Genomic DNA, 1,616 nt, shown 5'->3' with positions numbered 1-1,616 from the left:
GCCCGCTGGCGGTTTTAATAATCAACTCGCTCAGGAGACTCACGCTGTCACGGATATTAAGCGTCGCTATTGCGGCGGCCAGCTGACGGCGCCTTAACTGGTCATCAAGCAAGCTGGTAATCGTTCCGGCGAGCAGTCTATCATCAGCTTCGGCCATCCGCTCATCAATAACAACCGCTTGTTTGTTGGCCGCCAATAAGTTGGCATTGTGCAGCTGGTGGCCGCCGCTGAGCATTGAATTCGGGACTAGTATGGTCGGTTTTTTTAACGCCGACATCTCAGCGATGGCAGTAGCGCCGGCCCGACTGATAACCAAATCGGCCAGCCGGATATAATCGGCGATATCCAAACCCGCAAACTCCACCAGATGCAGCCGTGATTTTGAGCGCCGATCGTAATGGACACTCAGGCGTTGGGCGGTTTTTAACTTCTTCAAACCGGTAATCACTATCAAGTGGGCCCGATCTAATACCGACTCGGCTGATCTGAGCACCAGCCGGTTTAGGCGAGATGCCCCGAGGCTGCCGCCGAGCACCAATACGACCGGCTCGCTGGGTTTGATATTGTAGCCCAACCGCAGTCGATTTTCTGCGGCGCTGGATTTGGCTCGATAAAATTCCTCCCGGAGCGGGATGCCGGTGACAACTTGCCGCTCGGCCAAGTTCGGGGGCAATTTTAGCTCAAAGCCGCTGGCGATAACCTTGGCTCGTTTAGCAATTAAGCGATTAGCCAACCCCAAAGTGGTATCGGATTCGTGAATCAGATAAGGCAGTTTAAGTAGTCGGCAAACCCAAGCTACGGGTACGCCGATGGCACCGCCGTTGATAAACACCACCTGCGGCCGCCTAGATAAGGCCAGCCCAGTGGCCTGAAAAAAGCCGACGGCAAAGAAAATGATATCGCCTAAGTTATAGAGCAGCGTTGAAATATCGGTTATCCGCGCCAACCAACCGCGGCCATGATAACGCCGGAACTTTCCGCTGCGGATAGTGGTATGTTGGCCAGCGTAACCCGCCATCAACTGACTGATAGCGGAGTTCTTGTCGGTAATGACAAGTGTGGTCGTATCCGGATCTTGGGCTTTAAGTGCGGGCTCTAGAGCCAGCAATGGCGAAACGTGCCCGGCTGTTCCGCCGCCGACTAGCCATATCCTCACGGCCTCTCCCCTCTTTAGCAAATGCCAAACTTGAGTATCTGGAGATATTAAACGCCAGACCTAAACCGGCTGTTACAAACACCAAACTAGTACCGCCTAAGGACAGAAATGGCAAAGTAATGCCGGTTAAAGGAATAACCCCCAGCATGGCACCGACATTGATCAAGACGTGGGTTGCCAGCCAGCCAAAAATACCGGCTACCAGTAGCTTCATGTAATCATTGGGCGAACGCTCGATTAAACGCAGTAGCCTGACGCATAACGCCCCGTATAAAAACAGCACCATCAGACTGCCGATAAATCCAAACTGCTCGGCGACTATCGCGAAGATCGAATCATTAATCGCCTCCGGTAAGTAGCCAAAAACTTGGACGCTTTTTCCTAAGCCCCGCCCAAATAGGCCCCCGCTGCCAATGGCGATTAACGCTTGGTTGATATGGTAACTGGTACCCTCGACATC

The 1,616-nt window shown here is 53.1% G+C and carries 2 protein-coding genes; both read right to left on the bottom strand.

The features are described from left to right. A partial coding sequence (locus VGA08_03325; protein ID HEX9679625.1) for a glycosyltransferase occupies window positions 1–1,156 on the bottom strand: 1,156 nt, incomplete at its 3' end. Beyond that, window positions 1,083–1,616, bottom strand: a 534-nt coding sequence (locus VGA08_03320) for an FtsW/RodA/SpoVE family cell cycle protein (GenBank protein HEX9679624.1), incomplete at its 5' end; no start/stop codon positions are given. The genes VGA08_03320 and VGA08_03325, both read right to left, overlap by 74 nt.

The sequence above is a fragment of the Candidatus Saccharimonadales bacterium genome, assembly GCA_036397795.1.
Lineage (GTDB): Bacteria > Patescibacteriota > Saccharimonadia > Saccharimonadales > DASWIF01 > DASWIF01.
This window is presented reverse-complemented; position numbering and strand designations above follow the sequence as displayed.